The following is a 26,711-nucleotide window of genomic DNA, read 5'->3' as shown; positions in this document are numbered from 1 at the left end:
TTTCTCCGTTCAAAAAACTTAGCTTAGCACCTGATATAAACCTGTCACGATATCCATCTGTTGCAAAATGCGTTCGCTGGTGGTCGCAACTGTGTTTGCGTATTGTTGACGGGTGCGCACGTCTGGCGACTGCTGTATCGCATGATCGAAATAAGCCCATTGTTGTCGTGCAAATTTAAGCTCTGTTTGAATCTGCTTGGTCGTATCTGCATGCGATTCCAATATGCGCATATTGCCATTAAATTCTTTACGCGCCAGTTCTAACGATCCAAGCATCGAAGCATCGGCAACTTCCCATTGAATTGCCTGATACATCTTTGCCATGCGTTGTGAAAGCATGCGTTGGCGCCCTGCCATATTGACCAATTTACCAGCAACAGAATTAGCATGTTTTTCCAATTGCTGCGTCACTTGATCTGCCATAGCCAGCAGGGAATCGCTCAACAACAAGACTTGTTTCGCATCGCCAGGATTTGCTGCTTTGCCCAACAGTAAATCTTTGTAGGTAAGCCAGGTCTTCTCTGTTCTCAATACGCCATCTTTTATTTCTGCCGTGGTTTTAAAGTTTTTTAGCTCAATCAATTGACGATCAAACAAAGAGGCAGAGGAATCCAAAATTTTTCGAGATTGATCAAGATCAACACCCATCCCAATTTGCAAATAAGCCTTGGCCAAACGCTGAGTCAGCATACGCTGCCGCCCGGACTTATTAATTGCGTCATTTAGATTTTGTACTTGTGCGATACAAACTGAATTCAAGCTCCAGCCCATACCTAGCATGCACCCAAGTTTCAAGATATCTCTGCGTTGCATATTTACACTCCCGGAAAATAATGGAAGATAGTAAAACCGAAGCGCAACGCAAACCATTCGCCAATCGAACTACGGATGGCAAACTTATGAACTAGCTTCCGAAGGAGTAAAAAGAAAATTCAAGAATAGCTGCGAAATGCAGAGCTGCAGATGCACCCAGAGCGCGACCGCATGCGCAGTCACGCACCACCATTACTCAAAGAGCTGGCAATAATTCAATTTCATCTGCCAGCAAAGTATTCGCTGTCAGGACATCCATTGATTTTAGTTTTTGATAGATAGGGGTAAAGTCAGGTGCGGTGCCATCAAATAATTGTTGATAGCTGTCGATGACAAAATAAGTCTCTTGATAAGAATCAATTTTATATAAAGTCCGCAAGCAACGTTCGATGTCTAAACGAATATGGCGCGACTTCGTACCACGCGTCAGACAATATTCCACTTCACCACCTGACGACAAAATGCCAGCACCGTAAATACGTACACCAGCAGGTGTGTTGATTAAACCAAATTCTACGGTGTACCAGTACAAACGCGCCAGCTCATCCAAACCACCAAGTCGCATCGCCTTTAAACCGCCCTGACCATAACGCTGCATATAATCAGCAAACACAGGGTTGAATAACAAAGGTACATGTCCAAAAAAATCATGGAATACATCTGGCTCCACAATGTAATTAAATTCTTCAGGCTTACGCAACCAGACTGTGACCGGGAATCGACGGTTCGCGAGATGATCAAAGAAGGTCAGCTCAGGAATCAAACCTGGTACAGCAACGATGGTCCAGCCAGTTGCCGCAAACAATTCCTTAGACGTCTTTTCAAACACTGGAATTCCTGCACTGATATCCATCTTCGCCAAGGCTTCGATAAATTCATCGCAAGCACGTCCTGGCAACAAGGCTGATTGACGCTGGTACAATTTGCGCCAGAGTTCATGCTCTTGCTCAGTATAGTTATCCCAATTCTGTTGCACAACGTAGTGCGCATCCATGTGTTCATAATCGCCGCGCAGTGCAGCACCGTTCGACTTCTCAGCAACCGTCGCCAAAAAGTCTTCGTTTGAAACGGATGTATCCATACTTGTCTCCAAAAAAAAGCTAACGTATGGTTAGCTTTTTTATTTTTATACGCTGTAATTTGCTGATGGCAAATTACGCTGTTGTCGTTGTATCGTCTTTCAACACACCACGACGGATTTGATCCAATTCAATCGATTCAAATAAGGCACGGAAGTTACCTTCACCAAAGCCTTGATCGCCTTTGCGCTGAATCACTTCAAAGAAAATTGGGCCGATTACGGTGGTTGTAAAGATTTGCAATAACAATTCACGTGTTGTTTCGGTGCTCTTACCGTCAACCAAAATGCGCAATTTGCGCAACTCATCCACATTCTCGCCATGACCTGGCAAACGACGATCGATCAAATCATAATAAGTATCAATCGTGTCTTGGAAACTGACGCCCGCCGCTTTCATATCGATAATGGTCTGATACACATTGTCAGTACCCATCGCAATATGCTGTACACCTTCGCCGTGATACAGATCGAGGTATTCAGAGATTTGAGATTTATCATCAGAAGATTCGTTAATAGGAATACGAATCTTGCCGCATGGCGAAGTCATCGCTTTTGATTTCAAGCCAGTTAATTTACCAGCGATATCGAAATAACGAATCTCACGGAAATTAAACAAAGACTCGTAGAAATCAGACCATTCCGCCATACGACCGCGGTGTACATTATGCGTTAAATGATCAATATAAGTTAAGCCGTGTCCTTTTGGATTTGGATCAACACCTGGAATCGCCACAAAGTCAGCATCATAAATACTGATGTTTCCGATCGCCCCTTTTTCGGCGCCATCTTTACCTTGCCAACGATCAACGAAGTAAATCAAGGAATCGCCAATGCCTTTGATCGCTGGAATATTCAATTCCATAGGACCAGTTTGATTATCAAAGCCCCATGCGCCTAATTCCAAAGCGCGTTTATAAGCAAAGTTTGCATCTTTCACACGAATCGCGAATGCGCAAACAGAAGGGCCGTGCTTACGTGCAAAGCGTTGAGCAAATGAATCTGGCTCGGCATTAATAATGAAATTCACATCGCCTTGGCGATACAAAGTGACGTTCTTGGTGCGATGCTTAGCAATCGCGGTAAAGCCCATTTCAATGAACAGCTTTTCAAGTTCTTTTGGCTCTGGTGCGGCGTACTCGATAAATTCGAAGCCATCTGTCCCCATCGGGTTTTCCCAAGTTTGGAATGTCATTATTATCTCCGGTTAACAATCAATTTTCATGATGCAAGTGCTGTCTGACAATCAATCCTTAGCTATCGCTGTCAGAGCAAACATTCTTTGCGCCAAATCAATCCGCAAGTATAAAGCCTCTAATACGCCATAAAATTCCAAAATACTGCACATAATCGACTATTTAAGCAATAATATTGCCATAAAAATTCAATAGAAAGCAGAATATGCCTCAAATCGAACTCGACAAAATTGATCGCAAAATTTTAGCTATTTTGCAAGCAGATGGCCGACTGACGAATCAGGAAGTTGCTGAACGAGTCAATCTATCACCGTCGCCATGCTTACGTCGTATCAAAAGACTAGAAGACGCGGGCGTAATACGCAAGTACGTTGCGCTAATAGAAGCAGAAAAAATCGGTCTAGGCTTACTCGCCTATATCAATGTTCGATTAGAAAAACATACTGACACGCCTGCGAAAGGCAATTCTCGCTCACCACGCATCGACTTCGCTGCCTCGGTTGAACAGTGGCCAGAAGTAGTTGCCTGCTATGCGATGACAGGAGAAATGGATTACTTGCTACGCGTGCGCGTCGAAGACATGAATCATTTTTCACGCTTTATGATGGAGACCTTACTAAAACATCCCGCTGTATTGGATGTGAAATCCAGTTTTGCTTTACAGCAGATTAAAGACACGACAGCCTTGCCGGTCGGAGCGAGTTAATACAAAGAAATTAGAAAAATTAACAAAAAAAGCCAACAAATCTGCTGGCTTTTTGGGGCGATAAATCTGAATTAGTTTTTAGGCTCGCGTTTTAATAGCTCTTCAATGGTGACGCCAACTTCAGCTTCACCGCCAAAAGCCGTTCCGGTCTTTTTCACTTTGTAGTTAACCATCGTGTGACGATAGTCTTTCATCGACAAAGGCACATACTTGACTTGCTTGGCAATCACATCTGCGTTGTTGAGGTAATAATCAACAAATGCGTTTACCTCTGGACGTTGATCCGCTTTTGCATTGACGTAAATAAATAGTGGGCGTGCCAATGGCTTGTAGCTCGCATCCATCACCGTTTTTACCGATGGCAAAACGGCAGATTTGACATCTTTAGCAACAATCGCCGCCGCTTTTAATTGCTTATTGTTTTCAGAGTAGTACGCGAAACCAAGATAACCCATCGCATTCACATCACGTGATACCGCTTGCACAATCACGTTATCATCTTCTGACGTTGTGAAGTCGGTGCGGCTTAATTTCGCCTTGCCATTGATCGCTTCTGTGAAGTAATCAAATGTGCCTGAATCCGCACCTGGACCATACAATTTAATCGGTGTCTTAGGCCATGCGGGATTGACCTGATTCCAAGTGGTAATCACGCCCTGCGCAGCTGGCTCCCAAATTTTTTTGAGTTCATCGACAGTAATCTTGCTGAGAAATTTATTCTTAGGATGGATCACAACTGTGACGGCATCAAACGCAACAGGCAACTCCATGTAGTACACGCCATTTTTACTACACTCCGCCATTTCTTTTTTAAGAATGGGGCGTGATGCGTTAGAAATATCGGTTTCACCTTTACAGAATTTTTTAAAACCACCGCCGGTGCCAGCAATGCCGATGGTGAATTTCACTGCACTATTTTTTTCGCGAAATTTTTCTGATACTGCTTCGGTAATCGGAAAAACGGTACTGGAACCGTCAATCTTAATCATCGCTTGTGCTTGTGCCTTTGTGGCCTGCATAGACAAAACCGCACCAACAATAAACAAGGCGATTGAGGCATGTAATTTTTTCTGTGGAGTAAATTTCATAAAATTTCCTAGAGAATCTTGTTTGATGAAAACGATCAATTGATGACGATTTTTGTCGATTACTGCTGTGCGATGATGCTAGGATCTGGCGGTAAGCCATAGCCAAGCCGCACAATTTCCACCATCATTTGTGCGATCCTGTCGCTAGTAGAAGAGATATTGCGCAAGTCTTCGGCTTTAAACTGCGGTGAACTTAAAGCCTTCTCATAAAAGATCCATTGTTGCTGTGCTAAATTCAAGCGATCTTTCAAAGCCTTGTCGGATTGCGCTTCTTCCGCCAATAAATTCATGCCATTGACAAACTCAATTCTTGATTGCGCAAGATCCACCTGCAAGCCCTGTTTGGCTTGCATGTTTTTATCCATGGAACGCAGTAAAACGATCTTAGCCATACGCTGCGCCAATGACGCCTGACGCAATGCGAGCCCTGTAACACGCGAACTTGCATCATTCGATTCCGCTTCAAGCGCAAACGATAAGAAGTTCATCTTAATCAGAATATCTTCGTTGACGTCATACATCGCTGCCGCGGTTTTAGCATTTAGGCGAGGCAGAGATTCAACTTGATCATTCAAAGCCAGATTGACACGATTAAAAGCTTTTCCAGTTTTTTCAGAACGCACTTGGCGTGACAAGTCTTTTCGGAAGCGGACGATATTTTCTAAGGAGCGAGAACGTTGTACCTCGGTATGGCCGCTCAAGATGCCCAGCGCCATTTGCAAGCTAAGTTTATAGCTGCGTTCAGATTCCAAGCGGAACATACCAGCAGTCAGCAATGGCGGTGGTGCCAAAGTTGTCGCAGGCACGGGGCGATAATCAGCGCTGGCAGCGGCACCACAAAAAAACATGGAAGCTACCGCAAATCGAAGGGACTTATGTAACATCATTCTCTCTATCATCTGGAATTAAACAACCAATACCCGGCGTCGCTAATGAAAAATAAACGGCGCTCTTATTTTGTGTTTAAATTTTAATGAAAGGATATGACGAGTTGATTACAAGCCCAAAGCTTTTGCGTCTAACTCAATTCCTGAATCACTGATCGAATCGCATCGATACGCGCGATGCGCACCGCTTCAGCAATTTTTTGTGCTTGTCCTAAGAATTTTTGCGCCACCTCACCGGCATTTACCGATAGAGCAGCATTTAAAACCGCACTTAAAAATGCGACTTGGGGAAATTGGATATCTTCTAAACCTGAACGACCAAAGCAATCACACTCAGCCGCCTTCAACATATCCAAAAAACGCTGCGGCTTACGGAAAGCATCATTACGTTCCAACATATCTTGTAAAGTTGCGGCACGCATTTCTTGACTGCGCCCCACATTGCCATGGTCGCGAGCGGTCATGATCGCCAGATCGCGGCAATCGGTGGGTACCTTCAAGCGTTCACAAACTTTTTTTACTAAGGCGATACCGCGTTCTTCGTGTCCATGATGGCGTGGCCAAATGGCAGGATCGGTTGTACCTTTACCAAGATCATGCAATAAAGCTGCAAATCGAATTGGCAAAGAGAGCCCCTGCTGTGCGGCGTAATCGACCACTAACATAATATGCACACCGGTATCAATTTCCGGATGAAACTTCGCTGGCTGTGGCACACCCCACAAGGCATCTAATTCAGGAATTAAGCGTGCCAAGGCACCACATTCACGCAAGACTTCAAACATACGTGAAGGTTTTTGCTCCATCAATCCACGTGATATTTCTTGCCATACGCGTTCAGGTACTAAGGCATCAACTTCACCAGCCGCAACCATGGCCTTCATCAGCGTCATGGTTTCGGTAGCAACCTCGAACGCGTGTGGTGCGACTGAGAATCGCGCAGCGAAGCGTGCCAACCGAAGTATCCGTACTGGATCTTCTTCAAACGCGGTTGAGACATGGCGAAACACGCCCTTCTGTAAATCGGCCTGCCCATTAAATGGATCGGTTAACACACCGTGTTCATCACGTGCAATGGCGTTAATGGTCAAATCACGACGAATTAAGTCTTGTTCTAAAGTGACGCTAGGGTCAGTATGAAACACAAAACCTTTGTAGCCAGCAGCAGTCTTGCGCTCGGTGCGTGCGAGCGCATATTCTTCATGGGTTTTTGGGTGTAAAAATACGGGAAAGTCTTTGCCGACAGGAACGAAGCCTTGCGCCAACATTTGCTCTGGTGTCGCGCCAATCACCACATGATCACGGTCTTGCACTGGCAAACCCAGCAATGCATCACGTACCGCGCCACCGACAACATAGGTTTTCATTTATCAACCAAATTCAAATCAAGGAAAATCATACTTAGGTAAATCATCACGTTCATCGAGCGCTCCAAGCACCCATTGCGTTACCGCTGGATGGGCTTCAATTCTCTCGCAATAAGCTTGCAAAGCTGGCGCCAAGGAAACACCATAAGTTTTAAAGCGCATCACAACAGGGGCGAAGAACGCATCAGCAATCGAGAAATCTCCAAACAAGAAACGATGTGCGCCATAAGTCGATAAACAATCTTCCCAGATCTCGCTGATACGACCAATATCGGCTTGCGAACCAGCAGTACGACCTTTACCTGGAAAAGTCGCACGAATATTCATAGGCATCGCGTTACGCAACTGACTAAATCCCGAATGCATCTCTGCGCAAACACTACGTGCTGTTGCGCGTGCAGCGACATTTTCTGGCCATAAATGATAAGTCGGAAAGCGCTCTGCCAAATATTCACAAATTGCCAGTGAATCCCAAATCACCAAATCATCGCCCAGTAAAACGGGCACTCGACCAGACAAAGAATACTCAGAGATTTTCTGTGTGGTATCTGGCCTGTCCAACAGCACCTTGATTTCTTCAAATGGAATACCAAAGGTTTTCATGACCAACCAAGGCCGCATCGACCATGAAGAATAATTTTTATTTCCGATGACCAAGCGATAATTACTTTTACGCATAGCATGCTGCAGCGGTGCTAAGGTCGTTTGCAGATCCAGACTTTGTTCATTCGTTTGCATAACAGACTCCTACTGATATTCGGGCTCATCAGCACTCATACCTTTTGGTATCACCGTGCCTAATCGTGCCTTCAGGGATTGTGGTTTTTTCTCAAAAATCGCTGCGTAATATGTCGCGTTCGACAAAACGTTTTTGACGTAATCACGGGTTTCCAAAAACGGAATGGTCTCTGCAAAAATCGCTCCTTCAACTGGTCGCGTCAGCGTTGATCGCCATGCGCGTGGTCGCCCCGGCCCTGCATTATATGCAGCAGACGCTAAAGCCTGAGAACCACCAAGATCCGTCAATACCATATTCAAATAATTAGTACCCAATGCCAAATTGGTTTCAACATCATTCACCTGATGCGGAACATAGTTAGCCATGCCAATTTTCTTGGCGACCCACTTCGCTGTTTTTGGCATCACCTGCATTAATCCAGAAGCGCCCACATGTGATTTTGCTGCCGTGGCAAAGCGTGATTCCTGACGAATCAAACCATAGACCCAAGCCATATCCACACCTACCGCCTGTGTCGCTTTATACATACTATCGTTAAACGGCGTCGGAAAGCGCTGATGAATATCAACGTCTGATTTGGTTTTATCCGAGGTGTTAACCATTCTGTCTAATAATTCGTTCTGACGTGCAAACTCGGCAGCGACAATAAGTTCACGCTCGTTCATACTGCGCAAGGCCCAGTTCCATTCACGCGTACCTTCAAAACGCAAATTCATCGCATAAAATTTCAACGCACGTTGTAAGTTTGGGTTTTGCGCAATCGGCGTCAATTCTTCTGGGCTGACTGCTTTTACCAAAGCAGGTACACCTATCTTTTGCCCACGTTCTTCTAAAGCAAGCTGTCCATAGAAATGCATCTGATCTGAAATACTAGCGAAAATTGCTTGCGCCTCTTCTTTCTTACCTTCACTCTGTATCGCACGTCCATGCCAGTACACCCAAGTCGGTTGATTTTTTAGACTAATTGGCATAGCTGCAATCGCACTCTTGACCATTTTCCAATCGCCCTCACGCAAGGCCATACGCACTCGCCACTGATAGGCTTCGATACTCAAATGTGCAGAGTCTGCACGCTTCCAATAGGTCGTTGCTTCTGCTTGTAGTTTTTGCGAGGAAGGTAAAGCGATATTGGCCCAGGCTTGTGCTTTGTCATTGGCACTCAGTTTGTCGCCAAATTTCTGCAAAGCGGTGACAGATTTTTCTGGGTCTTGTTTCGCGGCACGACCTAAAGCCATCAAAAATAGCTCACGACTAAGTCGGTCATTCGCCGGAGCCTTCTTGAGCAAATTATTTGGCTTCTCCATTGCCTCAATCAAACGCTTTTCTGGAATATCTAACATCTTTCCAAGACGTTTTGCCAAAGGCATCGCTGAAGACTCGGCGGCGATACGCATTTGCGCCCACAAGTCAGCATCGGTAAATTGCCCTTGCTCATACAGCGTATTAATCAGTTGATAGCAACCATCACCATATTGCTTAGGAGAGGTGATCAAACTACGCGCTTCGACCGCCACTCTTTGCTGCTTGAGCGCTTTAGATAACAAGGCATAGCACTTAACTTGATGATCATCATTCACGACATACAAAGGTAATTGCTGATCAAAATTGGTCCAATCACCACGATAACCGAGAACCAATAGCCAATCATTACGCAAACGATCGGCAATCGCACTTCCCTCGTATTTTTTGAAAAATGTTTGAATCTCTGCCGCAGATATGGAACGAATTCGCGTACGCAAAACGTAATAATCGACATACGAAGGAATCGCATATTGCGTCAGTTGTGAAGCATGCATTTGCGCGGCCTTGGCATCATCATGCATCGCTGCATCGCGCAAAGCCATAAACCGATCATCATCATTGATCACCCCATTCATTGGTGCGCTCATTGGAGCACTCATTGCTGTGCTCACTGATGCATTAGTGAAATTTTCAGCCACATTTGGGCTGAAGGAGTTCCCTGCAACAGCAGGCAAAGCTGCTAACATAGCAAAGCTGGTGCTAAAAACGCCACGTAATGCAAGACGAATGAAGCCACGATGTAATTGTTGTTCTGACATTTCAAGCATATCCTTCTAAAACCTGTTAACAGTATGACACAGCCACACCATAGCGTAAAAGAACAAATACCAAACCGCGCGCAATTGCGCCGTGATTTACTGGCTACGCGCAAAGAAACACCACTCGCTTTGCGCCAACAATGGGATCTTGAAATCGCTCAGCAAGTCATTGCCTATATCCGCCAAGCCGCACCACAGAGCCTAGCGGTCTATTGGCCGATTCAGGCTGAGCCTAATTTACTACCTTGTTACCAAGAACTACAACAACTCGGCGTAGCACTAGCGCTGCCCATCGTTATCGCCAAGGGACAAGCGCTCAAATTCATTCGTTGGGCACCCGGTGATGCGATGGATTTAGATCGCTTTGGCATACCAATTCCACGCCATCAGGAGCAAGTGCTTAGTCCCGATATGTTACTGATTCCTTGCGTTGGATTCACAGAACAAAATTTTCGACTTGGGTATGGTGGTGGCTTTTATGACCGCAGCTTAGCTGAACTCCCCCGAGCAAAAACCGTGGGCATCGCCTATCAGCAATCGCGCACCAGCTTCCCGCCAGAAAAGTATGATGTGCCACTTGATCGCATGATTACCGAATTCGATCACCCGGCATCCTAGTCAAACTTAAACGATCTTTTCATCATTCAAAGAACAACGAAACACCATCATGTGCGTCAATTACACTCCAACTCGCAGAGACCAACTGGCTCCAAAATTTGCGGCGATTGATCAAACCGGAGAAGACTGGCGGCCTGAAATCTGGCAAGACTACAATGCGCCTTTCATCACTCATGATCACTTGAAGCGCCGGCGCGCTCAATTGGGCAGCTACGGCATGGTGCCAAAAACCAAAATCCCTGCTGGCGTAAAACGCTTTAGCACCATGAATGCACGCGCGGAAACCATCAGCGAATTACGCAGTTTCGCGCAGGCCTGGCGTGATGGACAACGTTGCCTGATCCCATTACAAAATTTCTTCGAGCCAAATTACGAAACGGGTAAAGCCGAACGCTGGCAAATTGGCGTAAGGAACAACAGCGATTTTGCTGTCGCTGGCTTATACCAAGGCTGGCAAGACAATGATGGTCAGCAAAGTTTTTCGTTCACGCAAATCACCATCAATGCCGATCAGCACGCACTGATGCGTCGCTTTCAAAAACCTGAAGATGAAAAACGTTCGCTGGTGATTTTGCACGAACAAGACTATGACGCATGGTTAACTTGCACTACACCCGATCTTGCACGCAGTTTTCTAAAGCTGTTTCCTGCTGAAGATATGTGGGCGCAAGCCGCAGTGTTAAGCAAGCCGCAAACAAAATCTAACGCGGCACAACTTGTCGCACTGCCGATTCAAAAATCCTTATTTGACGAGTAATCATTTTCATCCTACTCATAACCTACTCACAACCTAATCAAAACGATCAAGAACAGATATTTAAAATAAACAAAACAATTTACTTTACATTACCACGCACAACTTTTTCGCAGCAAAACCAAGAAAAATTAGCATAATTACTTGTAGCTAATTGCAAATAATTAGCAAATCAACTATGTTGCTCGTCTCGTTGGTTTTTTTAAGGATTCTCTGTGAAATTAATTACTTTATTGATGCTAAGTGCTGGCATCTTGACACCTGGCTTAGCATTGTCAACTACGCCCATCGAACCTGCGGCAAGCGCCGTCAGCGCAGCAAAATCAAAACAACTCGCTGCACCAGTCAAGGTGACTTCGGTTGAAGGCATCACGGAGTACAAACTAGCAAACGGCATGCGTGTGGTGTTATTCCCCGATGCCAGCAAGCCTACCCTGACCACAAACTTAGTTTACATGGTGGGTTCACGCCACGAGAATTATGGCGAAACCGGTATGGCACATTTACTCGAACATTTGTTATTCAAACCTAGCGCCAACTTCGGTATCAAAAAAGGCACGAAATCACCAGTCGAAGTATTGAACGCCACTGGAGCGGAATTTAATGGCACGACTTGGTATGACCGTACCAACTACTACGCAACATTTCCAGCAAACGAAGATAATCTAAAGCAAATGCTGGCAATGGAAGCCGATCGCATGATCAATGCCGCTATTGATCAAAACGATTTGTGGAATCCGAAAACGCAAAAAGGTGAAATGACTGTCGTTCGCAATGAATTTGAAATTGGCGAAAGCGATCCTATCGGTGTCACCACGGAAAGAATTCAAGCTGTCGCCTACGACTGGCACAATTACGGCAAATCCACCATCGGCGCGCGTTCTGATATTGAACAAGTGAACATTCCTCGCTTGCGCGCATTCTATAAAAAATACTACCAACCAGATAATGCGATTTTGATGATCGCTGGTAAGTTTGATGATGCGAAAATTCTCAAACAAGTCAATGAATTATTTGGTCGCATTCCTAAACCAAGCCGCGTTATCGATCCAACTTACACAGCCGAACCAACACAAGATGGCGAACGCGCTGTGACCGTACGCCGCACTGGTGGTACGCAGTTTGTAGGCGCTGGTTATCATATGGCGCCATCAGCGCATATCGATTCGGCAGCACTAAGTTTGCTTGCCAATATTCTGACCAACGCGCCCAGTGGACGCTTACACAAAGCCTTGGTCGAAACTAAATTAGCCACGGCGATCAACTACAACACCGTCAGCAATTTAGAGCCAAGCTACGGTATCTTTGGTGCGATCGTTCCAAAAGAAAGTAATTTGGATGCGGCACAAGATGCACTGTTAAAAGTATTAGAGAACTTAAAAACCACGCCGATCACGCCAGAAGAATTAGAGCGCGCTAAGCAAGCAGCACGCAAGCAAATCCAATTGGCATTGAATGACACCGCGCAATTGACCATTGCATTAACCGAATCCATGGCAGCGGGTGATTGGCGTTTGTTCTTCATCGAACGTGACCAAATCGAAAAAATGACCGTCAAGGAAGTGCAAGCCGCAGCAGAAAAGTATTTGAAAGCGACTAACCGCACCTTGGGTCGTTTCATTCCAACTGAAACCGCGGATCGTACCGAAGTTCCGGGTACACCAGATGTATTGAACATCGTGAAAGATTACAAAGGCCAAGCTGTTGTAGCGCAAGGTGAGGCTTTTGATCCTAGTCCAGACAATATCGAAAAACGCACGCAACGTTCAAGCTTATCCAATGGCATGAAACTCGCCTTGTTACCAAAGAAAACCAAAGGTGCAACAGTCAGTGTCAGCTTGCGTTTGCGCATGGGAACTGAAGCTAGTTTGCAAGGCAAAGCTGAAATTGGTCAATTCACAGCAAGTTTATTGAACAAAGGAACAGAGCGCTTATCTCGTCAAGAAATCAAAGATAGTTTTGATAAATTGAACGCACAAGTCACCATCGGTGGCAGTGCAGAAGGCATTACTGCCAACGTCACAGCAACTCGCGACAAATTACCTGCGGCTCTTGAATTGCTGGCTGAAGTGTTGAAAAAACCTGCATTCCCAACGAATGAATTTGAAGAATTCAAGCTGGCAATCGTTGGCCGGATTGAGCAATCCATCCCAGAACCGCAAGCACAAGCAAGCAATGCCTTGGCGCGCCTAACTGATGCTACGCCAGCTGGGCATGTCTTGCATGCGAAGACTTTGCCTGAACAGGTGGTTGCAGCGAAAGCGGTCAAATTAGAAGACGTCAAAGCTTTCCATCAAAATTACTTTGGTGCGGACAACGCCAGCTTTGCAGCGGTTGGTGACTTCGATACTGCGGAATTGAAAACGCAATTAAACAATTTGTTTGGTAGCTGGAAAGCAAAGCAAAGTTATACGCGTATTGCACGTAATATGAAGGCCGTTGCTGGTGAAAAAATCATCTTGAATACACCTGACAAAGCCAGCAGCTTCTTGCTGGCTGTACATCCAGTGGCGATCAAAGATGATGCTGCAGTCTATCCCGCATTATTGATGGCGAATCACATGCTCGGTGGTGGCGCTTTACGCAGTCGTCTGGCTGATCGTATTCGTCAAAAAGAAGGTCTATCGTATGGCGTTGGTTCTTTCTTAAATGTGCCTAGTCAAGATCCAAGCGGATTCTGGGGTGCGTATGCTTTAAGTGCGCCACAAAATACGGCGAAAGTCGAAGCCGCATTACGTGAAGAAGTACAAAAAGCGTTAAGCGAAGGCTTCACCGAAGCGGAATTAGTTGAAGCGAAAAAAGGCTGGAAACAAGGTGAAGAAGTTAATCGCACACAAGATGCTGGTTTGGCTGGGCAATTGGCTACTTACTTAGCGATTAATCGCACCATGAAATTTGACCAAGACTTCGAAGCAAAAGTCGCAGCTTTGAGCCTGACACAAGTAAACGAAGCACTACGTCAAATCATCAAGCCGGAAGTGATTTCTATCATTAATGCAGGCGATCAAGCTAAGCTTGCAAAGTAAGACAGCAAAATCGTCTTAAGTGTAGTTAATGAGGGCAAAATTCCATTCGGAATTTTGCCCTTTCTTTTTTGGTGATCGATTTTGGATAACTGTTTATTGTTTGCGATCAAGAAATGTGCGAGCGCTGATCTAGAAACATACAGACTACCGCATCTTCCTACTACACTTTGCAGCACGTAAATTTTTCAGGAGAGTAGCGATGTGTACGCCAGTAAATACTGCAGCAGATTCGAATAACAATGCAACGATGAGTACTACAAAAAAATACGATGCCGCTGCAGCATCCGCGCACAATTTAAAACCAGCATCCATCAACCAGGCAACAGACATTGCTCAAACAATCATCAACACAGAAAAATCTGGCACAACATGCTGCGGATTTTGTGATACCAGTGCCGATCCATCCTGACACAGACCAAGATATCATTCAGAGAACGCCAACTCAGGATAAGCGAGTAAAATATCGTTTTATCTCACGTCATCAATGCCGATGCTCAAGCTTGCTCTCTCTGGATTATCTTTTCGTGCGACTAGTGTAAGCCTAAGTGCTGTATTCGCTTTGTCATCAATTTTTTTGAATCAAACAGTTGATGCGCAAACAAAGAAATCAACGAAAACAAAATCCATTGCTTTCACCTTGTACGCCGCTGGTGATATCGCTGACTGTCGAAAATTAAGCGCGGCAGATACAAAGGCGGCAAAAACGGCGGCGTTGATTGCTGCGAACTTGCAAAAAGACAGAAATGCTTATGCAGTTACTTTGGGCGATAACACCTATCCAATCGGAAAGCCTGAAGAATTTAATGACTGCTACGATAAAACCTGGGGACAATTTAAAGCCCGCACCCTACCCTCGCCCGGCAATCACGACTATGGCGTTCCATTGGCCGCCGGTTACTATAATTATTTTGACGAACTAGCCGGCGCCCAGCGACGAGGCTATTACAAGAAGCTACTCGGCAACTGGTTGATTTTATCGCTCAACAGCAATATCAAAGATCAAGCAATGCAGGCGCAATTAGACTGGCTCAAAACCACACTAAAAGAAAATCCAGCCACTTGCACACTCGCTTTTTGGCATCACCCTGTGTATTCCTCCGGTGGCCATGGCAACATCAAAACCATGCAAGAGGCCTGGAAGATTTTGGCGGATGCCAAAGCAGATATTATTTTAAGCAGCCACGATCATCACTACGAACGTTTTGCCACCATGGATAGAGATGGATTACCTCATCCTGAGAATGGCATGCGTAGCTTTGTAGTTGGCACGGGCGGCGCAAAGTTATCGCCGATCTTCTTGGTCAAAGATGGTAGCGAACTTCGTCAGAACGATCATCACGGCGCACTGAAATTAAATCTCGCCAACAATCGCTATACATGGGAATTTATCTCAGCAGAAAACAATCAAGTGCTGGATAAAGGGCAAGCGAACTGCCAATAAGACTTATTGGCTCGCGTTCTAGCACATGAAATCGCGCACATAGCACTTCGTAATAGCATACACAATGTTACCGAAACCTTGAGATCAATACACGCCAGCTGGCAAAGGCGCAGGGAAGAAGAAACGTCAATCTAGCTGGTTAGAAGAGCAAATGGAAGATTATCTGTCTAGCCACCCGATGACAGAAAAACGGATTCAGCGGTTTAGACAAGCAGCAGAATAAGGAAGTACAGGCAAGCTCGCGTAAAAAAAGTTACACTAGCGAGCTATGCCATCTTCTCTACTTTTCATTATTGCCTCATTAATTTGGGGCTCGACCTTTTGGGCCATCACACAACAACTCGGTGAAGTTGCGCCATCCGTCTCGGTTGCCTACCGCTTCGGGCTGGCTTCCATTTGCTTGTTCATTTGGTGTTTATGGCGCAAAGATTCTTTACGCTTACCTTGGAAACTGCACGGCTGGATGGCGTTACAAGGCTTTTTCACTTTTTCGCTCAGCTACTTATGTACCTATTCCTCAGAGCAATATCTGGTCTCTGCACTGGTTGCCGTGTTATTTGCACTGATGGTCATATGGTCGCCGATCACCGAGAGAATATTTTTCAAAAAACCGCTCAGCTGGCGTATCTGGAGTGCAGCACTTATTTCGATTACTGGGGTGATTTTATTATTTTTCCCTGCACTCAAAAGTAATTGGGAAGATACCCATTCTGGTCACGACACGCACTTCTTGCTGGGATTAGGATTGGCCTTAACCGCAACACTTGCCAGCACCTTCGGTAATGTGGTCGTTGTCAAAGTCAGACAATACAGTCAAAACGTTTTATTGACGATGGCATGGGCGATGGCTTGGGGGACGGTTTGGGTTAGTCTGTTTGCGATTGCCAATGGCGAGCAATGGACACTCCCTTCTGGTATCAACTATTGGCTATCCTTGATTTACTTATCGCTGTTTGGTTCAGTGATCGCATTTGCTTGTTACTTCACTTTGATCCACAGAATCGGGGCACAGAAGACGGTCTTCATCGGTGTGATCACGCCGATTATTTCTGTGCTGCTGTCGATACAGCTAGAAAATTATCATCCTGGATGGATAGAATGGTCGGGCATGGTTCTGTGCCTCGGCGGTGTAGTTTGGGCTTTACGTGGCGAACCCAAAAGGACTTAGAAAATTACCTTCATTGCAGGCAGATTTGCATGCTTGTTTGCATGCTTGTTTACATGCTTGATTACAAGCCCAGTCAAGCACCTGACAAAGTGTGAATTAAGCTAAATTAGTCCACATTTTTCTCGAACGCTAATTTACGCAACACATGTGCAGCAGCCGCTAAACCAAATGAAGCGGTAACCACGATCGAAGAACCAAAGCCCGCACAATTTAAGCCTGAGATACCGTTACTGCCGTCGACTGCACAGGCCTCTGCGGTTTCTGCAGTCTCTGGCATCGTCAATGCTTCCATCGAAAACACCGCATCAATCCCAAACTTACTTTTACTACCCCGCGGAAAACCAAAATTCTGGCGTAAGCGCTTGCGCACCAAGGCTAATAAAGGTTCTTGCTCAGTACGCGATAAATCGCGGATTTCGATTTTACAAGGATCAGTCTGACCACCAGCTGCACCTATCGTGATTAATGGGATTTTCTGTTCACGACAGTAGGCGATTAGAGCAGTTTTCGCTTTGACGCTATCAATCGCATCGATCACATAGTCAAAACCATGTTGCCCTATCATTTGCGATAAATTGTCTGGCTCAACAAACTCTTCTACTTCAAGCACTTTGCAGTACGGATTAATCGTTGCGATACGCTCTGCTAAAGCAGTCACTTTAGCTTTACCTAAAGTTAAGCTAGTCGCTTGAATTTGTCGATTCACATTCGACTCTGCGACATTATCCAGATCGATCATAGTAATACTGCCGATTGCACTGCGTGCCAAGGCTTCCACTACCCACGACCCGACGCCACCAACCCCAACAACACAAATATGCGCTTGCTGGAAGCGGGCTAGGCCTTGCGCACCATACAGGCGAGCAACACCAGCAAATCGGCGTTCATAATCAATATCATCAAATGGGGAAGTGGCTTGCTGCATGGGAAATGTATCTTTGTATCTTTAATGGGAGGTGTCAATTAGCCATCGAGGCTGGAGTTGGCGCTATTTTACAAGCTTCACGCCAATTAAGCATTTTTGACTTGATCTTACGCAAGTTTGGCTAGCGAGAATTGAGCGCGGTTCGCTAGAATGGTGGATAATTTTCCTTACTGTTTGTTCGTCTAATCTTTACTAAAATAAAACTTATCATGGATATTCTATTTGCAAGCGCCCCTGGCTTCGATCAGCCCTTGGCAGTTCTCAAGCATTGCCATGATCGGATTCGTAAACAATTAGCCACTTTAGAAAAATTATTACCGCATTTAGAAAAAAATGGCGCAGATGCTGAAGCACAAAAAGCAGTTCTGGCGGTTTTAAAATATTTCCAGAATGCGGCTCCCCTGCATCACGATGATGAAGAAATCGATTTACTGCCTGAGCTGAAACAAACCGCACAAGGCGAAGATGCGGAATTACTCGCGAATACGCTGCCGAAAATCTTGCAGCAACACCAGCAAATGGCAGATCAATGGCGTCGCTTGGAAGGTCAATTAAGCGGCATCGCCAACGGAAGTTCGTCTGCATTGAATGCGAATGACGTGAGCGAATTTCAAGCAATCTATCAAGAACACATGCAAATAGAAGAAACGCAGATCGCACCGATGGCGATGCGTTTATTTAATCCTGGTCAAATGCATAAATTAGGTCAAGCGATGCAGGCACGACGCGGTATCAATGCCGTGTGATGGCCTAGAAGCGCTGACGAACAAGTCAATTTATTTTAGACTTTGCTCTGTTCAAGACGAAGTTTCAATTTCAAGGAAGAAGTATGTCAATTGCCAGCCTCAGAAAAGATTATCAACTCGCCAGCCTCGCTGAAAGCGATGTCGCTCACGATCCATTCACACAATTTGCCCATTGGTTTGAACAAGCTTTAAAAGCCGAAGTGGCAGAAGCCAATGCGATGAGTTTATCGACAGTCAATGCCGAAGGCAGACCGTCTTCACGCATTGTATTAATCAAAGAGTTTGATTCGCGCGGCTTTTCATGGTTTACCAATTACGATAGCCGCAAGGGACAAGAATTATCTCAAAACCGCCATGCAGCGCTATTATTCTTTTGGACGGCACTTGAGCGTCAGGTGCGCATAGAAGGCAAGATTCACAAGATCTCAGAAGAAGATAATGATGCGTATTTTCATAGCCGCCCGCTTGGTAGTCGACAAAGTGCATGCGCCTCAAGTCAAAGCCAGCCAGTTGCCAACCGTCAGCAGTTAGAAGATAAGCTCGCAGAAGTCGTTGCAAAGTTTGGCGATAACCCACCTCGTCCCGAGCATTGGGGTGGTTATCGTTTAGTTCCCGATTTTATCGAATTCTGGCAAGGTCGCAGTTCGCGCTTACATGACCGAATTGCCTACACACGTCAAGCCGACGATACTTGGGTAATTTCACGTTTGCAGCCCTAATTTGTAGCCTTATTTTGTAGCCCTAATACAAAAGGCTTGGATTACTCATGTAGTCCAAGCCTTTGTTTCAATCAGTCTGTACTTTTTTCTAAAGTACATCAGCGGTCAATCAAGCTGCCAGTTTCTTCTTAAAAATCTCACGAGAACGCATGATTTTTGGCAGAATAAATTCTGTGCAATAAGTGTCGTCTTTGTGATTGCGATAGAAATTCTGATGTTCTGGCTCGGCAGGAAAGAACTCTGGGCAGATGGCGATTTCTGTCATCACCATCGCGTGTGCAAAGCGTCCAAATCTTTTCACAGCCTCATGTGCAATTGTTCTTTGTTCGTACGTATGTACATAAATGACCGAGCGCAACGGCGAGGCTAACTGTCCGCCGACATTAGCGGGTGAGTAGGGATCATGTATCTTGAAAAACACTTCAAGGATTTCTTCAAATGACAGAATCTCATTATCAAATTGGACTCTGACAACTTCAGCATGTCCGGTGTCCCCGCCACAAACTGCTTCATAATTGGGGGATTCTGCATGTCCCCCTGCATAACCACATTGAACAGTTTTAACGCCCCTCAATTGTTGAAACACCGCTTCTAAATCCCAAAAACGACCACCGCCTAAAGTTGTAGTTTCCAAAGCCATGCCTGTCATCCTCGCGTTTGTTTGAATCTTGTCATTGATTTTATTATTGAGCTGCAGTGGGATCTTGCAAAAAGCTCGTATTTTGCTGTTACTGATTTTTTGCATCAGGCAAGAACGCATAAACCACGTAGCTTGAGCAATGGATGCGCGGCCTGACAGCGAAAAATCGCCACGCATTATCAATGTAAGTAGCGAATACCGACAACTGCTAATCAGAAAGTTGCAGAATTTGTAGCTTGCTGTATCATTTTTCGATACTTTTATGCAAGCGATTTAATATTATGACAAAAGCTTCCACCCTGATCGACGTTCTGAAACGTGAACTCAAGTCCCGTCGTATTACTTATTTAGAATTAGCCCAGAAAATTGGGGTATCAGAATCCAGTGTTAAACGCATGTTTGCATCCAAGAATTTGAGCTTGCATCGTCTTGATCAAATACTAGACGCGGCACAAATCAGTTTGCACGAACTAACTTCGCGCAGCTATGAGGAATCCTTAATTGATGAACTCAGTTACGAGCAGGAAGAAGAATTAATCAGCGATCCGAAAAAGTTTATCGTCGCGGTATCGGCGATGAATTATCTGACCTTGCAACAAATTGTCGACATCTATGCGATCAGTGAAACCGAGGTGATTGCTTATCTGCTGCGCCTTGATCATTTAGGCATTATCGAATTGATGCCAAATAATCGCATCAAGCTTTTATTGTCGCGTATCTTTCGTTGGATTCCAAATGGCCCAATTCAACAGCTGCACCGTCGAGAATCGTTCGCAGATTATCTTGACGCCAGCTTTGATGGAAAACATGACATGATGCAGTTCATTACCGTCATGTTATCCAAACAATCGAGCGCGATTTTGTTGACCCGCATGCGGCAATTGGCACGTGATATTTCAGATCAACACCATGCTGATGCCAATTTGCCGTTTGAAGAAAAACACAGGATGAGCTTTATGCTCTCTGCGCGCCCATGGATTCCAGCTTATTTTCAACAATTAATACGTCCTGAATACATTGCACAATACTATGCACAAAAACAGAAAAAGTAAGACGCTCAATAAGCCTTAGCGACTACAGCGCTTTGACGCATAAACGGAAATCAGGATCTTCTGGATAGGACTTCACGTCAAATTCCAAACTACGCATCAGCTTTAACATATTCGCATTATTCGTCAACACTAAACCTTCGATGTAGGCCAAGCCACGACTACGTGCAACTTCGATAATCGATTGCATCAGACGGGTTCCCAAGCCCTGCCCCGCAAAATCATCCGCGATGAGTAATGAAAACTCGCAAGTGCTTTTATCTGGATTCGTGACATAACGCGAAACACCAATAATTCTCTCGGTCTCAATAAAGCTCCCATCGGCTTGTGGTTGGCGTTGATTGTAAATGGCGACCAAGGCCATTTCTCTGTCGTAATCGATCAAAGTAAATTTTGCCAACATGCGATCAGAAAGTTCCCGCATCGACGAGACAAATCGGAAGTAACGACTTTCCGGCGACAATCGACGTACTAAGTCTTGCAGCATTTCGGCGTCATGTGGATGCAAGGGTCTGACTATGTACATACGTCCATCACGCAACGGCCATTCAGTTTCTTTATCCGATGGATAGGGAGAAATCGCCAGATGTTCATAGTTACCTGGCTCTGCGGGTGAATGATCGACCACAACCCGCGCATCGACAGCTAAAGCGCCATATTGGTCCACGATCAGGGGATTAATATCCATCTCACGTAGTTGTGGCAAAGCGCAGACCATTTCAGAAACGCGCAGCAAAATTTGCTCCAGTGCCTCACGATGCACTGGTGGTGTGCCTCGCCACGGCCCCAGCATTTCTACACAGCGGACACGATCAATCAGCCGATGTGCCAAGAATTGATTCAGCGGTGGTAATTCAATAGCGCGATCCGCAATTAACTCTATCATCACGCCACCTGCACCAAACGAAATAACCGGGCCAAATAATTCATCTGTCGAAACACCAATAAACAACTCACGGCCTTCTGGCTTACCTGACATATTTTGCACAGTCACGCCATTGATCTTTGCCTCTGGGCGTAACTGTCCAACGCGTTGCAACATGTTTTGCCAGCCGTCTCGTACACCTGTCGCATTACTGACGTTTAGCAACACACCTTGCACATCCGATTTATGGGAAATATCTGCAGAATCGATTTTCAAAGCAACAGGATAACCAAGTTGATTCGCCACCAACATTGCCTCGGTCGAACTACGGGCTAACATGGTTTTGGTCACTGGAATGTGGAAGGCAGAAAGCAGCGCTTTTGATTCCATCTCCGTCAATACTTTACGACGTTCAGCCAACACGCTTTCAATCAAAATACGTGCGCCTTCCAAATCGGGCTTGGCTAATTGAGAAAGCGGTGGTGGTACTTGACGTAATAATTGCTGATTGCGATGAAACAAGGATACATGATTGAACGCGTCCACCGCAGCTTCCGGTGTTCTGAAACTAGGAATGCCCGCCTTAAACAAAATCGTGCGCGCGGCCGTGACTTTTTCATCACCCATCCAGCAGCTGATCAAGGGCTTTCCAACTGTTGCCTGCAAGTCTGCCAAAACCTGGGCGATTGCGCCTGTATCAACACCAGCAATGGGTGACAAGATCACCAAAATGCCATCCACTTCGTTGCAGTGTGCACACGCAGTCACTGCCGCACGATAATGCTCCGCATTCGCATCCTGAGATAGATCGATCAACTCATCCAGCGCAGCATATGGCGAGATCTTTTTGTACAAATTTTTCACCACCTCAGCGGGCAATTTTGCCATCTCTAAACTGACTTCATTGACAAAATCTGCTGCCAGTACCGCTGGGCCACCGCCATTCGAAATAATCGCCAAACGCCGTCCAACGGGTAAATAGCGCGCCGATAAACACTTAGCCGCAGCAAACAACTGCACCATGGAATGCACGCGCACAGCACCAGCGCGTTGAAGTGCCGCATCGAAAATCGCATCACTACCGACGATGTTGCCAGAATGCGTTAGAGCCGCTTTTGAGCCATCGGGCTTACGTCCAGACTTTAAAACAATCACGGGCTTAGAATTCGCAGCAGCACGCAGTGAGCTCATGAAGCGTCGGGCATTTTTTATCCCTTCGATATACACCACAATGGTTTGCGTCGCTGCGTCGTCGGCTAAAAAATCCAGCACCTGTGCCAAATCCACTGCGGTATTTACGCCCAGTGAAACCACGGCGGAAAAACCGACGCCGTTCTTCGCAGCCCAATCCAAAATCGAACTAGTCAAGGCGCCAGACTGCGAAACGACTGCCAAGGAACCTGGCTGTGCCAATTTACCCAGCGCACTCGCGTTCAAATGGGCCTTGGGGCGTTGAAATCCTAAGCTATTTGGCCCCAGTAAAGAGATCCCGTGTTGCTTGGCGATTTTATGTAAATTCTTTGCCAAAGCAGCATCCACACCAATCGATAAAATCAAAGCAGCACGGCATTGAATTCGGCCAACCACCTCTAACGCAGCGCTCAGCTCTTGATTCGGCAAAGCCAAAATCGCCAAATCAGCACGTGAGGTTGCTAAGTCGCCTAAGGTGCCTTTTACCCGACTATCAAGATAAGTAACGCTTCCCTGAAAATCCTTGCTTTCTAAATGCTGCAAAAATACTCGCGTCACTGAGGTCTGTAATTCAGGCGCATGTAAATCACCCGCAAACACGACTACTGAGCGAGGGGAAAACAAGGATGTCAAATAATGCTTGTTCATAGTTTTCTCATTTTCAGGAAAATCATATTGATACCAAAATTCTCAATTCATCAGCGATATGGGCAGGCTCATTTAGCAACACGCAATTCACTCTATGCATCTAACTAAACAATCAGCATTCAAAATGAATACGCTAAATAATTTGCCCAAGAATCCGCAGATTAATCAGCGCCGATCAACACGCGCACATGTGCAGCAACACTTCGACCTAAGGACGATAAATCATAGCCACCTTCTAAACATGAAACGATGCGACCATGTGAATAACGTTGCGCGATCATGACGATTTGTTTTGTGACCCATTCATAATCGGCTTCGACCAGTGCCAGATTACCCATATCGTCTTCACGATGCGCGTCAAATCCAGCTGATATAAAAATCATTTCTGGCTGAAATTTTTCTAAAGCTGGCATCCACACCTCGCTCACGGCCTGACGAAATGCTTCGCTTCCAGAACGCGTCGGTAAACCTACGTTCACCATATTGGCGCCCATCGGAACATCACCGCAAAATGGGTAGAGATTTTTTTCGAAAATAGAACACATCAACACATGGGGATCATCAAACAAAATATCTTCACTGCCATTACCATGATGGACATCAAAATCAATTAAGGCGATCCGTTCTATTCCATGATGAGCGATAGCATGCCGAATACCAACCGCCACATTATTAAAAAAACAGAATCCACCGGCATTACTGCGCTCTGCATGGTGCCCTGGCGGGCGAATATTACAAAATGCGACGGGTGCCTGGCCTGATGCCACCAAGTTAGCCGCCAACACCGCAGCGCCAGCGGCACGTAAGGCCGCTTGATATGAGAATTCATTAATGCTGGTATCAGGATCAATCTGTACGTGCCGATTTTCAGGAACCTGTTGCGCTATTTCTGCAAATTCATTCAGATAACTAGGACTATGCGCTCTCGCTAACTGCTCTTGGGTTGCCAAAGGTGCGTCCAATTGCTCCATGTAATCGAGTAAACCTTTGATCAACAGTTGATCATTCACCGCTCCCAAACGTTCGGGGCATTCGGGATGATGATTCCCCATCTCGTGTTTTTGACAATCGATATGGGTAATATAGGCGGCTAACAAGTGTTTGCTCCAAATATGAGATATGAGATGAAGAAATAGACTAACTGATTCTAGACCGATGCATGCTGGCAGTAAAGCAATAGCCAGCATGGTTTGCGCTGTATCAAAGCCAAGCTAGGAAGTTCTGTTGCAAATCAGAAGGCATGCGCTGGTCGAGACGGTGGCAGGTGAATACGCGAATGAAAAAAACAACGGCTTTAACCTAATCTTTCTCTATGCGCTTCGCATGTAAACGGCGATGCATATGACGCAATCCTAACCAGACACTCGCCAGTACCAAGGGCACCGCAACGCCAACCGCACTTTCTGTGTGGGCGATCCAGCCAAATTCTTTGGCGGCTTTCGCCACATAACCAAATAAACCGATCACGTAATATGAAATCGCTGCAACAGACAAACCCTCCACTGCCTGCTGCAAATGCAATTGCTGAGCTGCGCGCGCGTTCAAAGATTGCAAGATTTTTCTATTTTGCATTTCCTGCACGATTCCAACCCGCGTACGTAATAAGTCATTCGAATTCGCAATTCTTCGCGCCAATGCCTCTTGTCGATTCGCGACTGCATCACAAGTATTCATCGCAGGTGTTAAGCGTCTATCCATAAACTCTGCCACCATGGGCAAGCCTTCAACGCGTTGTTCACGCAATTCTTCTATTCGTGCGTGTACCAATCCAAAATACGCCTTCGAAGCAGAAAAGCGATAATTATTTTCTAGCGATAATTTCTCAATCCGTGCGGCCAGGTGGGTAATTTTTTCTAATAAGTGCCGCTCAGAATCTGTATCTTTATCCAGATTCAATTCATTCAAGGCATGATCGGATGCCACCATCGCGGTCGCCAAATCAACCAACTCACTTTCAATCGCATTCAGTTGCGGTGTGGTCGCTTGGGCAATTGGCAAACCCAACAAGGCCATCATACGATAGGTTTCAATCTCAAAAATACGTTGCGCTAATCGCCCTGCTTGCTGTGCACGCATATCAACATCGCGAATGACAAAACGACTAAAGCCATCTGCATGCACCACAAAATCGGACCAGAATTCACCACCTTGCATGACCCTGCTGCCCGCCAGCGTATGGCCTTTAAACAGATGCTGAACCTCATGCACGAATTCATTCACTGGCAAACGCCGGTTATCCAACACCAAATGTGCTGCTACCAACAATTTACCTTGCAGGCGATGCAACCAAGCTTCAGGAATCCGCGCGATCGGCATCTGACTAAAAGCCTGTTCCAAACTCAAACCAGCGTCCGCGTGCTGCGCAAAGGTGTAGGTTGCAAATTCGGTGTGACATTCCCACTTCAAACGGAAAGGACCAAAATCAAAATAGAAATACTTCGCTTCCACGGCTGGTGGACTCACACCAAAATGGCGGCATAAGGCAAACAACAAATCATGCTGCTGGACTTGTATTGACAAGTCTTGGTTGGACTGAAAATCGGGATAAACCGCCAGATGCGTCAATAGCTCCGGCGCATTCAAATTTAAGAACGGACGCGAATGGATTTCTGCTGCTAAAGAAATCCGAGCATGATGATTTAATTCAAAAAAGTGCATAGCTAATATCGCAAGAAGTGATCAATAAGATTTTTAAAACGACTGCCGAAAATTACGGCATACGAACAAGTACTCAAATGAATGTACAAAGAATGTATCAATATGTGCATGCATGAGCTTGCGAATTCTGCGTACAAAATAAGCGGGAGTCTGCTTAGGAAAACAAAAGTCTAAGCCGTCTTTGTGGGAACCTTGAATCACCGTTTTGGCTTTGATAAGCCGGAGATAATAAGCCTGAGAAAGGCGGACACTTCTATACGGTAAATAGAAATGCGCAAATCTCTATGCATCGTTGATTGTAGCAAAGAAGCCGTCCACTAGCAGTATCA

General features: G+C 45.6%; 23 protein-coding genes. 10 read left to right on the top strand and 13 right to left on the bottom strand.

All coding sequences use genetic code 11. The features are described from left to right. Positions 1–18 precede the first annotated feature (18 nt). From H8K33_RS15005 to hppD, 3 genes are all read right to left on the bottom strand, one after another. On the bottom strand, positions 19–813 hold the full coding sequence (locus tag H8K33_RS15005) for a type IV pili methyl-accepting chemotaxis transducer N-terminal domain-containing protein (RefSeq protein WP_186891861.1): 795 nt from the start codon (positions 811–813) through the stop codon (positions 19–21). A gap of 196 nt (positions 814–1,009) precedes the next feature. Next, positions 1,010–1,894, bottom strand: coding sequence for a phenylalanine 4-monooxygenase (gene phhA / locus H8K33_RS15000; RefSeq protein WP_186891860.1), 885 nt, complete (start codon positions 1,892–1,894; stop codon positions 1,010–1,012). A 73-nt stretch (positions 1,895–1,967) separates the two neighbouring features. Continuing rightward, complete coding sequence (hppD, locus tag H8K33_RS14995) at positions 1,968–3,086, bottom strand: 4-hydroxyphenylpyruvate dioxygenase (RefSeq protein ID WP_186891859.1); 1,119 nt, start codon at positions 3,084–3,086, stop codon at positions 1,968–1,970. A 206-nt stretch (positions 3,087–3,292) separates the two neighbouring features. Between hppD and H8K33_RS14990 the strand changes: the two genes are divergently transcribed. Further along, positions 3,293–3,793: an Lrp/AsnC family transcriptional regulator gene (locus H8K33_RS14990; RefSeq protein ID WP_186891858.1), complete on the top strand. Its 501-nt coding sequence runs from the start codon at positions 3,293–3,295 to the stop codon at positions 3,791–3,793. A gap of 71 nt (positions 3,794–3,864) precedes the next feature. Here the strand turns inward: H8K33_RS14990 and H8K33_RS14985 are convergent, their stop codons facing one another. From H8K33_RS14985 to H8K33_RS14965, 5 genes are all read right to left on the bottom strand, one after another. Next, positions 3,865–4,881, bottom strand: a complete 1,017-nt coding sequence (locus H8K33_RS14985; protein ID WP_186891857.1) for a PstS family phosphate ABC transporter substrate-binding protein — start codon at positions 4,879–4,881, stop codon at positions 3,865–3,867. A gap of 59 nt (positions 4,882–4,940) precedes the next feature. After that, complete coding sequence (locus tag H8K33_RS14980) at positions 4,941–5,768, bottom strand: hypothetical protein (protein WP_222613437.1); 828 nt, start codon at positions 5,766–5,768, stop codon at positions 4,941–4,943. A 131-nt stretch (positions 5,769–5,899) separates the two neighbouring features. Further along, the gene (locus tag H8K33_RS14975) at positions 5,900–7,135 is read right to left on the bottom strand and encodes a multifunctional CCA addition/repair protein (protein ID WP_186891855.1); all 1,236 of its coding nucleotides are present in this window, start codon (positions 7,133–7,135) and stop codon (positions 5,900–5,902) included. 18 nt (positions 7,136–7,153) lie between these two features. Continuing rightward, complete coding sequence (locus H8K33_RS14970) at positions 7,154–7,873, bottom strand: glutathione S-transferase family protein (protein ID WP_390318593.1); 720 nt, start codon at positions 7,871–7,873, stop codon at positions 7,154–7,156. A 9-nt stretch (positions 7,874–7,882) separates the two neighbouring features. Continuing rightward, positions 7,883–9,934, bottom strand: coding sequence for a lytic transglycosylase domain-containing protein (locus H8K33_RS14965; RefSeq protein WP_186891854.1), 2,052 nt, complete (start codon positions 9,932–9,934; stop codon positions 7,883–7,885). A gap of 33 nt (positions 9,935–9,967) precedes the next feature. On the opposite strand from H8K33_RS14965, the gene H8K33_RS14960 reads away from it, so the two are divergent. The 6 genes from H8K33_RS14960 (at position 9,968) to H8K33_RS14935 (ending at position 16,941) form a co-directional block, all read left to right on the top strand. Continuing rightward, complete coding sequence (locus H8K33_RS14960) at positions 9,968–10,552, top strand: 5-formyltetrahydrofolate cyclo-ligase (protein WP_186891853.1); 585 nt, start codon at positions 9,968–9,970, stop codon at positions 10,550–10,552. Positions 10,553–10,601: 49 nt separating this feature from the next. Further along, entirely contained in the window at positions 10,602–11,309 is a 708-nt protein-coding gene (locus H8K33_RS14955) for an SOS response-associated peptidase (RefSeq protein ID WP_186891852.1), read from the top strand. Positions 11,310–11,521: 212 nt separating this feature from the next. Beyond that, the gene (locus H8K33_RS14950) at positions 11,522–14,332 is read left to right on the top strand and encodes an insulinase family protein (protein ID WP_186891851.1); all 2,811 of its coding nucleotides are present in this window, start codon (positions 11,522–11,524) and stop codon (positions 14,330–14,332) included. 199 nt (positions 14,333–14,531) lie between these two features. Next, positions 14,532–14,741, top strand: a complete 210-nt coding sequence (locus H8K33_RS14945; protein ID WP_186891850.1) for a hypothetical protein — start codon at positions 14,532–14,534, stop codon at positions 14,739–14,741. A 165-nt stretch (positions 14,742–14,906) separates the two neighbouring features. After that, positions 14,907–15,773 (top strand): metallophosphoesterase family protein, encoded by an 867-nt coding sequence (locus tag H8K33_RS14940; RefSeq protein ID WP_246443641.1) that lies wholly within the window; start codon positions 14,907–14,909, stop codon positions 15,771–15,773. Positions 15,774–16,041: 268 nt separating this feature from the next. Then, on the top strand, positions 16,042–16,941 hold the full coding sequence (locus tag H8K33_RS14935) for a DMT family transporter (protein ID WP_186891849.1): 900 nt from the start codon (positions 16,042–16,044) through the stop codon (positions 16,939–16,941). Positions 16,942–17,047: 106 nt separating this feature from the next. Here H8K33_RS14935 and tcdA read toward each other — a convergent pair whose 3' ends face one another. Further along, positions 17,048–17,866 carry a tRNA cyclic N6-threonylcarbamoyladenosine(37) synthase TcdA gene (gene tcdA, locus H8K33_RS14930; RefSeq protein ID WP_186891848.1) on the bottom strand — a complete coding sequence of 273 codons (819 nt, stop codon included), beginning with the start codon at positions 17,864–17,866 and terminating at the stop codon, positions 17,048–17,050. A 209-nt stretch (positions 17,867–18,075) separates the two neighbouring features. On the opposite strand from tcdA, the gene H8K33_RS14925 reads away from it, so the two are divergent. Then, positions 18,076–18,612: a hemerythrin domain-containing protein gene (locus H8K33_RS14925; RefSeq protein ID WP_186891847.1), complete on the top strand. Its 537-nt coding sequence runs from the start codon at positions 18,076–18,078 to the stop codon at positions 18,610–18,612. 83 nt (positions 18,613–18,695) lie between these two features. Further along, positions 18,696–19,331: a pyridoxamine 5'-phosphate oxidase gene (gene pdxH, locus H8K33_RS14920; protein ID WP_186891846.1), complete on the top strand. Its 636-nt coding sequence runs from the start codon at positions 18,696–18,698 to the stop codon at positions 19,329–19,331. A gap of 109 nt (positions 19,332–19,440) precedes the next feature. On the opposite strand, the gene msrA is transcribed toward pdxH, so the two are convergent. Next, the gene (gene msrA, locus H8K33_RS14915; RefSeq protein WP_222613436.1) at positions 19,441–20,148 is read right to left on the bottom strand and encodes a peptide-methionine (S)-S-oxide reductase MsrA; all 708 of its coding nucleotides are present in this window, start codon (positions 20,146–20,148) and stop codon (positions 19,441–19,443) included. A 104-nt stretch (positions 20,149–20,252) separates the two neighbouring features. Here msrA and H8K33_RS14910 point away from each other — a divergent pair, with 104 nt between their 5' ends. Next, positions 20,253–21,023: a helix-turn-helix domain-containing protein gene (locus tag H8K33_RS14910; protein ID WP_186891845.1), complete on the top strand. Its 771-nt coding sequence runs from the start codon at positions 20,253–20,255 to the stop codon at positions 21,021–21,023. Positions 21,024–21,045: 22 nt separating this feature from the next. On the opposite strand, the gene H8K33_RS14905 is transcribed toward H8K33_RS14910, so the two are convergent. The 3 genes from H8K33_RS14905 to H8K33_RS14895 form a co-directional block, all read right to left on the bottom strand. Then, entirely contained in the window at positions 21,046–23,724 is a 2,679-nt protein-coding gene (locus H8K33_RS14905) for a bifunctional acetate--CoA ligase family protein/GNAT family N-acetyltransferase (protein WP_186891844.1), read from the bottom strand. A 161-nt stretch (positions 23,725–23,885) separates the two neighbouring features. Next, the gene (locus tag H8K33_RS14900; protein WP_186891843.1) at positions 23,886–24,821 is read right to left on the bottom strand and encodes a histone deacetylase family protein; all 936 of its coding nucleotides are present in this window, start codon (positions 24,819–24,821) and stop codon (positions 23,886–23,888) included. A gap of 202 nt (positions 24,822–25,023) precedes the next feature. Next, entirely contained in the window at positions 25,024–26,382 is a 1,359-nt protein-coding gene (locus tag H8K33_RS14895) for a DUF3422 family protein (RefSeq protein ID WP_186891842.1), read from the bottom strand. Between the last annotated feature and the right edge of the window lie 329 nt (positions 26,383–26,711).

Source organism: Affinundibacterium amnicola, from assembly GCF_014284275.1.
Lineage (GTDB): Bacteria > Pseudomonadota > Gammaproteobacteria > Burkholderiales > Burkholderiaceae_D > Undibacterium > Undibacterium amnicola.
Note: the sequence above shows the minus strand (reverse complement) of the source record. Positions and strands in the feature narration are given on the sequence as shown.

Coding starts and splice junctions, on each gene's coding strand:
- H8K33_RS15005 (WP_186891861.1), bottom strand. CDS start 813: ATGCAACGCAGAGATATCTTGAAACTTGGGTGCATGCTAGGTATGGGC.
- phhA (WP_186891860.1), bottom strand. CDS start 1,894: ATGGATACATCCGTTTCAAACGAAGACTTTTTGGCGACGGTTGCTGAG.
- hppD (WP_186891859.1), bottom strand. CDS start 3,086: ATGACATTCCAAACTTGGGAAAACCCGATGGGGACAGATGGCTTCGAA.
- H8K33_RS14990 (WP_186891858.1), top strand. CDS start 3,293: ATGCCTCAAATCGAACTCGACAAAATTGATCGCAAAATTTTAGCTATT.
- H8K33_RS14985 (WP_186891857.1), bottom strand. CDS start 4,881: ATGAAATTTACTCCACAGAAAAAATTACATGCCTCAATCGCCTTGTTT.
- H8K33_RS14980 (WP_222613437.1), bottom strand. CDS start 5,768: ATGATGTTACATAAGTCCCTTCGATTTGCGGTAGCTTCCATGTTTTTT.
- H8K33_RS14975 (WP_186891855.1), bottom strand. CDS start 7,135: ATGAAAACCTATGTTGTCGGTGGCGCGGTACGTGATGCATTGCTGGGT.
- H8K33_RS14970 (WP_390318593.1), bottom strand. CDS start 7,873: ATGCAAACGAATGAACAAAGTCTGGATCTGCAAACGACCTTAGCACCG.
- H8K33_RS14965 (WP_186891854.1), bottom strand. CDS start 9,934: ATGTCAGAACAACAATTACATCGTGGCTTCATTCGTCTTGCATTACGT.
- H8K33_RS14960 (WP_186891853.1), top strand. CDS start 9,968: ATGACACAGCCACACCATAGCGTAAAAGAACAAATACCAAACCGCGCG.
- H8K33_RS14955 (WP_186891852.1), top strand. CDS start 10,602: ATGTGCGTCAATTACACTCCAACTCGCAGAGACCAACTGGCTCCAAAA.
- H8K33_RS14945 (WP_186891850.1), top strand. CDS start 14,532: ATGTGTACGCCAGTAAATACTGCAGCAGATTCGAATAACAATGCAACG.
- H8K33_RS14935 (WP_186891849.1), top strand. CDS start 16,042: ATGCCATCTTCTCTACTTTTCATTATTGCCTCATTAATTTGGGGCTCG.
- tcdA (WP_186891848.1), bottom strand. CDS start 17,866: ATGCAGCAAGCCACTTCCCCATTTGATGATATTGATTATGAACGCCGA.
- H8K33_RS14925 (WP_186891847.1), top strand. CDS start 18,076: ATGGATATTCTATTTGCAAGCGCCCCTGGCTTCGATCAGCCCTTGGCA.
- pdxH (WP_186891846.1), top strand. CDS start 18,696: ATGTCAATTGCCAGCCTCAGAAAAGATTATCAACTCGCCAGCCTCGCT.
- msrA (WP_222613436.1), bottom strand. CDS start 20,148: ATGCGTGGCGATTTTTCGCTGTCAGGCCGCGCATCCATTGCTCAAGCT.
- H8K33_RS14910 (WP_186891845.1), top strand. CDS start 20,253: ATGACAAAAGCTTCCACCCTGATCGACGTTCTGAAACGTGAACTCAAG.
- H8K33_RS14905 (WP_186891844.1), bottom strand. CDS start 23,724: ATGAACAAGCATTATTTGACATCCTTGTTTTCCCCTCGCTCAGTAGTC.
- H8K33_RS14895 (WP_186891842.1), bottom strand. CDS start 26,382: ATGCACTTTTTTGAATTAAATCATCATGCTCGGATTTCTTTAGCAGCA.